This is a genomic window from Streptomyces sp. NPDC097617, from assembly GCF_044761485.1.
In the GTDB taxonomy this organism is placed as follows: domain Bacteria; phylum Actinomycetota; class Actinomycetes; order Streptomycetales; family Streptomycetaceae; genus Streptomyces.
The window spans coordinates 22,076-28,075 of the sequence record NZ_JBIWCL010000046.1; the positions used below are offsets into that span (position 1 = coordinate 22,076).

At 64.6% G+C, this 6,000-nt stretch carries 2 protein-coding genes and 5 pseudogenes; all 7 read left to right on the forward strand.

Features of this window, described 5'->3' with window-relative positions; genetic code table 11:
- The first annotated feature begins 371 nt into the window (after window positions 1-371).
- Window positions 372-767 carry a hypothetical protein gene (locus ACIQZO_RS39200; protein ID WP_403636036.1) on the forward strand — a complete coding sequence of 132 codons (396 nt, stop codon included), beginning with the start codon at window positions 372-374 and terminating at the stop codon, window positions 765-767.
- Window positions 768-992: 225 nt separating this feature from the next.
- Window positions 993-1,247, forward strand: a pseudogene (locus ACIQZO_RS39205) (transposase); the annotation flags it as partial.
- A 69-nt stretch (window positions 1,248-1,316) separates the two neighbouring features.
- Window positions 1,317-1,535 (forward strand): annotated as a pseudogene (locus ACIQZO_RS39210) (transposase); the annotation flags it as partial.
- A 48-nt stretch (window positions 1,536-1,583) separates the two neighbouring features.
- Window positions 1,584-2,465 (forward strand): annotated as a pseudogene (locus ACIQZO_RS39215) (transposase); the annotation flags it as partial.
- A gap of 680 nt (window positions 2,466-3,145) precedes the next feature.
- Window positions 3,146-4,948 carry a group II intron reverse transcriptase/maturase gene (ltrA, locus tag ACIQZO_RS39220; RefSeq protein WP_403636039.1) on the forward strand — a complete coding sequence of 601 codons (1,803 nt, stop codon included), beginning with the start codon at window positions 3,146-3,148 and terminating at the stop codon, window positions 4,946-4,948.
- 72 nt (window positions 4,949-5,020) lie between these two features.
- A pseudogene (locus ACIQZO_RS39225) lies at window positions 5,021-5,527 on the forward strand (IS30 family transposase); the annotation flags it as partial.
- Window positions 5,528-5,575: 48 nt separating this feature from the next.
- Window positions 5,576-5,806: pseudogene (locus ACIQZO_RS39230) on the forward strand (transposase); the annotation flags it as partial.
- Window positions 5,807-6,000: the final 194 nt, after the last annotated feature.

Genomic DNA, 6,000 nt, shown 5'->3' on the forward strand with positions numbered 1-6,000 from the left:
CGCGAGAGGCGGAAGCAGTCGACGACATGGCGTTCGAAGCGTCTTCCAGCGCCCTGACCGCGTCGCCGTGCACGGCGATCAGCTTGGTACGGGCCTCGGCGACGACAGCGGCTCTGTGGGCGAGATCACGCCTGTCCCGGATGGAGACACTGCGCGCACGACGTCTACGCAGATACCGAAGCCAGCCTCATGCGGGGCGTGGCTGGAAGATCTGACTGGTGTGTTGGAAGTGCACTGGCCGGTTCATGGAGCAAGTAGTGGTGAGTTCAAGCCCAATATGCCCGAACACCCGTGCATATGTTGCACATTATACCCACTGAGGGTACAAATGGCGCGCACATTCGAATTCTCGACAAGGGGTGGGATGAAGAATGAACAGTGGCATGAGGAACCGACTTGCAGCCGTCGCCAGTGGCCTCGCGGTGATCATAGGGGCAGGAGTGGGTTTAGCCCCGACCGCTAGCGCTATCGACGGCAACACCCACGTCAACCGGTGCGGTGCGTTCTTCACAGAAAACTGTGGGCACGGTGGTGTTGGTGACAACAACCGGAGGGTGTTCGCCTACGACCAGCGCTCCGACGGCTACGGCTTCCGGACGAGCTACCGGATGATCAACGGCGATGAGAACTACATCGAGGACCCGGACGGCAACGGGGGCAACTCCGGACAGGTATGGACGCCCTCGCCCGTCTCGTCCTACAGGGTATGTTCCAAGCAGGGAGACCCGATTTGGTGGCAATGCAGCGGCTGGATCTGGGTACTCTAGTGCCCCGCGCCTGACTGAAGCCCCCAGCTCTCTGCTGAGATCTGGGGGCTTCACGTCGTTCGTCTTGTCTTGGAGTGAGGTTCCCCGTTGTGCGGGAGTGGTTGACTGGGCTTGCTTCGCTTTGGCGGACATCCGAGATCAGGGGTTTTGGCCCCGGAAGGATGATGTTCATCATGGAGAGCATGGGGAGGAAGAAGGTGCGTCCTCGGCGCGTTCACGGCGGAGTTCAAGGCCGAGATCGTCGGTCTGTGCCGGCGCGGTGACCGTTCGGTCGGTCAGGTCGCGAAGGACTTCGATCTGACCGAGACCGTGGTGCGGGGCTGGGTGAGGCAGGCCGAGGTCGACGCGGGCGACCGGGACGGTCTGACCAGCGGCGAACGCGAGGAGCTGGCCGTGCTCCGTCGGGAGAACCGCAGGCTGCGGGAGGACGTAGAGGTCCTCAAGCGTGCGACGGCTTTCTTCGCGACGGAGATCCGGTGAACGTGCACCCGTTCATCGAGGCGGAGAAAACTGCAGGTCACAACGCCAAACGGGCGGCCCGACCCGGCAGCGGTCGACACCCACTGGTGCGGCGACATCACCTATATCGCCACCGACGAGGGCTGGCTCTACCTGGCCACCGTCATCGACATCGCCTACCGACGCGTCGTCGGCTGGGCCACCGCCGATCACCTGCGAACAGAACTCGTCGCAGACGCCCTCGAAGCCGCCTGCCGGACACGCCGTCCGTCCGGTCCGGTGATCTTTCACTCCGACCGCGGCTGTCAAGGCGGATTCAACTGGTCGTCGCAACACCTCATAGCCGGAGGTGGAGTGATAGGTGTCGGCCCTCAGCAGGCCCGGGTTCGTGAGTACCGGGGACAGATTCCGTCGCCCGGCCGACCGACGGTCGCCTGGCGCGAGGACCGGGTCCGGTTCTGGGCTGCGATAGCCAAGGGGCTGCGGACCGAGGAAGCGGCGGCCGTCGCCGGGGTATCGCCTGCAGTCGGGACGCGGTGGTTCCGGCACGCTGGCGGCGTGCAACCGAACCTTTCGCCGACTGTGTCGGGGCGCTATCTGTCGTTTCCGGAGCGCGAGGACATCGCCATCTGGCGTGCTCAGGGCCTCGGGGTCCGCGACATTGCGCGCCTGCTGTGCCGGTCGCCTTCGACGGTCTCGCGGGAGCTTCGACGTAACGCGTCGACCCGGGCTTACCGGCCGGAGTATCGCGCGTCCACCGCTCAGTGGCATGCGGAGCGGCGGGCTCGGCGCCCGAAGACGGCGAAGCTGGCCGCCGATGAGCGGTTGTGTGAGTACGTGCAGGATCGGCTCGCCGGCGTGATCCACGCTCCGGACGGGAGGCCGACGGCCGGCCCCGCGACGCAGGCGTGGAAGGGGCGGAACAAGCCCCACCGTCAGGAGCGGCGTTGGGCGACGGCCTGGAGCCCGGAGCAGATAGCCAACCGGCTGCCTTTTGACTTCCCCGACGACTCCTCCATGCGGATCTCGCACGAGGCGATCTACCAGGCCCTATACATCCAGGGCCGTGGCGGGCTCGAGCGCGAGCAGGTTGCGTGCCTGCGGACCGGGCGGGCGCTGCGCGAGCCGCGATCGCGCGCACGCAGCCGTCCGGGCGGCCACGTCACGCCCGACGTGGTGCTGAGCGCACGTCCCGCCGAGGTCGAGGACCGGGCGGTGGCGGGCCACTGGGAGGGTGATCGTGCGACACGAAGTTGCACGAGTTTGAGTGGACTGACCGATTGGAGAGGCGGCTGATGAAGCCGTAGGTGCAGTCACGGGTCCGTGTCCGAATGACCCGTCCCCGCCCTTGACGTGCGACGCCGGTAACGGCGTGGTGCGAAGCTCAGGGGAAAGCCCAAGGACTCCCGTTCCATCCGGGAGTTACCGGCAAGGGGAAGACCGGACGGGTGAACGCAAGTGAACTCTCGTTGATGCCTCGTGATCCCAAGCCCCGTCGATGGAAAGCACCAGCGGGGTGCATGGCTGGCCGCTGAGAAGCGGCAGGCGCTGGCCGGTAGAGGTCACTCCGGCCAGGTGGACACCGCCGCCTCGGGGTAAAGAGAGCACCCACCCCGGTCGTATCTCGCTCGTGTGGAACGTGGAATCCCCGTTGGGGTCCGGGTACTTGTGGCCCGGTCGGCCGACCGTGAGGAAGGCTCAACTCCCCAGCGGGAACAGGACGGCCCAATAAGCCAACGCCGGAAGCCGAAAGGAATCGGGAACCCGGGGCAGCATGATCGGCCTCTCCGCCGATCGCCCCGCATAACCGTCCGGATACAGGCTGCTGCCTGGACCCGAAAGGGTGCTGACATGGGCCGGGTGAGCCTGTGCAGAATCACTGAACAACGATGACGGAACCGAGGGGCAAGTTGGACACCATGCAGATAGCGGACGGGACGGCCTCGGCCCTTACGGCTGCTTCTGTTCCGGTGAACGGACCCGAGGGCGAAGACCTGGACTGGGCGTCGATCAACTGGCGCCGGGCCGAGGAGGACGTACGGCGTCTGCGGCAGAGAATCTTCACGGCGTCGCAGGCAGGGGATCTCAAGAAGGTCCGCAATTTACAGAAGCTGATGCTCCGTTCCCGCTCAAACACGTTCCTGAGCGTGCGGCGGGTCACGGAGATCAATGCTGGACGCGCGACGTCGGGAGTCGACGGAAAGGTTGTGCTGGTATCCAAATCCAAGGCCGCATTGGCCGACTGGATCCAGCATCAAGCCCGACCGTGGATTCCCAAGCCCGTCAAGCGGGTGTTCATCCCTAAACCGGGGACCACGAAGAAGCGCGGACTCGGAATTCCCGTGATCGTTGACCGGTGTCTGCAAGCTGTGGCACTGGGAGCACTGGAACCCGAGTGGGAAGCGCGGTTCGAGCCGAAGTCGTACGGCTTTCGACCCGGCCGCGGCTGCCACGACGCGATCGGGGCCATCTACCCCACGCTCAACGGGAAGAACCCGCAGCGTGCGTGGGTGCTCGACGCAGACCTGACGGCGGCGTTCGACCGAATCGACCACACCCGGCTGATGGCCGCTCTCGGCACCTTCCCCGCCCGGGGACTGGTCCGCCAGTGGCTGAAGGCCGGGGTCGTGGATCGCGGTCGGTTCGCCCCGGCCGAGGAGGGAACTCCGCAGGGCGGGGTGATCAGCCCGTTGCTCTTCAATGTGGCCCTGCACGGAATGGAAGAAGCCGCAGGGGTCCGCTATTACACCACCGGCAGAGATGCCGGGAGTGTCCAAAGCGGCAGCCCCGTACTGGTGCGATATGCAGATGATTTTGTCGCGATATGCACCAGCCGCGAACACGCCGAGCAGGTCAAAGAGCGGCTGGCTGCGTGGCTGACGCCCAGGGGACTCGCTTTTCACGAGGACAAGACACGCATTGTCCACGCGGAGAGCGGGTTTGATTTCCTGGGGTTCAACGTCCGCCGCTATCACGGCAAGCTGCTGATCAAGCCGAGTAGAGCGGCTCAGAGACGGATCCGGGAACGGCTCAGTACCGAAATGGTAGCTCTGCGAGGGGCCAACGCCGGTGCGGTACTCAAGAAGATCAACCCGATCGTTCGGGGTTGGTCGGCTTACTACCGGACGGTGGTGTCCAGTGAGATCTTCACGGCGCTGGACAATCACATGTGGAAGCTCACTTACAAGTGGGCCAAGCACAGCCACCCGAACAAGCCGAAGCACTGGATATCCGACAAGCACTTCGGCCGGTTAAACAAGTCCAGGAACGACCGGTGGGTGTTCGGTGACCGCGACAGCGGCGCCTACCTCATCAAGTTCTCCTGGACGAAGATAGTCCGGCACCAACTGGTCAAGGGGAGGGCGTCCCCGGACGACCCTGCCCTGGAATCCTATTGGGCTCAGCGACGCCGCAAGGGAACCCCTCTACCAGTCGACGCTATGACCGTGCGCCTTCTACAGGAACAGCACGGCCGTTGCTCGATCTGCGCAGGGCTCTTGCTACACGCCGACCACCCGCCGCAAAGCCCACAAGAATGGGAAGCGTGGCGGGTCGTCATTCGGAAGGCGATCTCCAAGCGATACATCGCCTTCCCGGACGGGAGCACGCCGGACAGTCAACGACTCCGTCTCCTCCACACCCATTGTCAACGGCGGAATGGAGTCGCCGCGATGACAAGCCCAGCACTTTTGCCTGCCGGCGAGCCTTTGGGGCTTGCTTGAGCCGTGTGCGGTGAAAGCTGCCTGCACGGTTCTGAGGGGGCGGGGACGCAGTAATGCGTCCCCGCTACCCGACTCATCATCGGCACGGGCCGGTCCGCGATCGGCACGCTGGTGGAACGCGTCACACGGTTCACGGTCCTGATCCATCTTCCGAGGATGGAAGGCTATGGAGTTGAGCCGCGGGTGAAGAACGGTCCGGCGCTGGCCGGCTACGGCGCCGAGGGAGGCCCTCACCGCCCGGATGACGATGTTTCCCGGGCAACTACGGCGGTCGTTGACCTGGGATCGTGGCAAGGAGCTGGCCCAGCAAGCTCAGTTGAAGATCGACACCGGCATAGCCGTCTACTTCGCCGATCCTCACAGCCCCTGGCAGCGGGGCACGAATGAGAATACGAACGGTCTGCTGCGGCAGTACTTTCCCAAGGGCACAGACCTGTCCCGGTGGAGCCCCATGAACTCGAATCGGTTGCCGGGGCACTCAACAGCCGCCCCCGCAAGACCCTGGGATGGAGAACACCCACCGAGGTCTTGAACGAGCATCTATCCTCGCTGACAAGCAGTGTTGCGACGATCCCTTGAACCCAAGCAAACACCAGCCGCGAACTCGCGATCCTGGCAACGGAGTTCGGGGTCAGGCCGTCCGTCGGCCGCACGGGTCAGTGCTGGGATAACGCCCTCGCAGAATCGTTCTTCTCCACTCTGAAGAATGAGCTGGGCGGCACTCGTCCCTGGCCCAGCAGAGCAGCCGCCCACACCGCAATCTTCGAATGGATCGAGAGCTGGTACAACTTGCACCGACTCCACAGCAGCCTCGGCTACCGCAGCCCCGCCGAATACGAGACCGCCCTGGCGGCCTGACCACCACACCAAAGGTGTCCGTCAAAGCGGAACAAGCTCATTCCCACCAGGGGAGGTTCCGCTCGGAAGCGGCCTTCGCCTCGTTCGCCGGAGTCTCGCCAGGGTCTCTTGCAAGATCGAGTTTGTCCGGTTCGCCGGAAGGGGACCGGAGTTGGGTGGAGCGTCCCGCTTCGGGTGGGTGATGAACGCAGTGC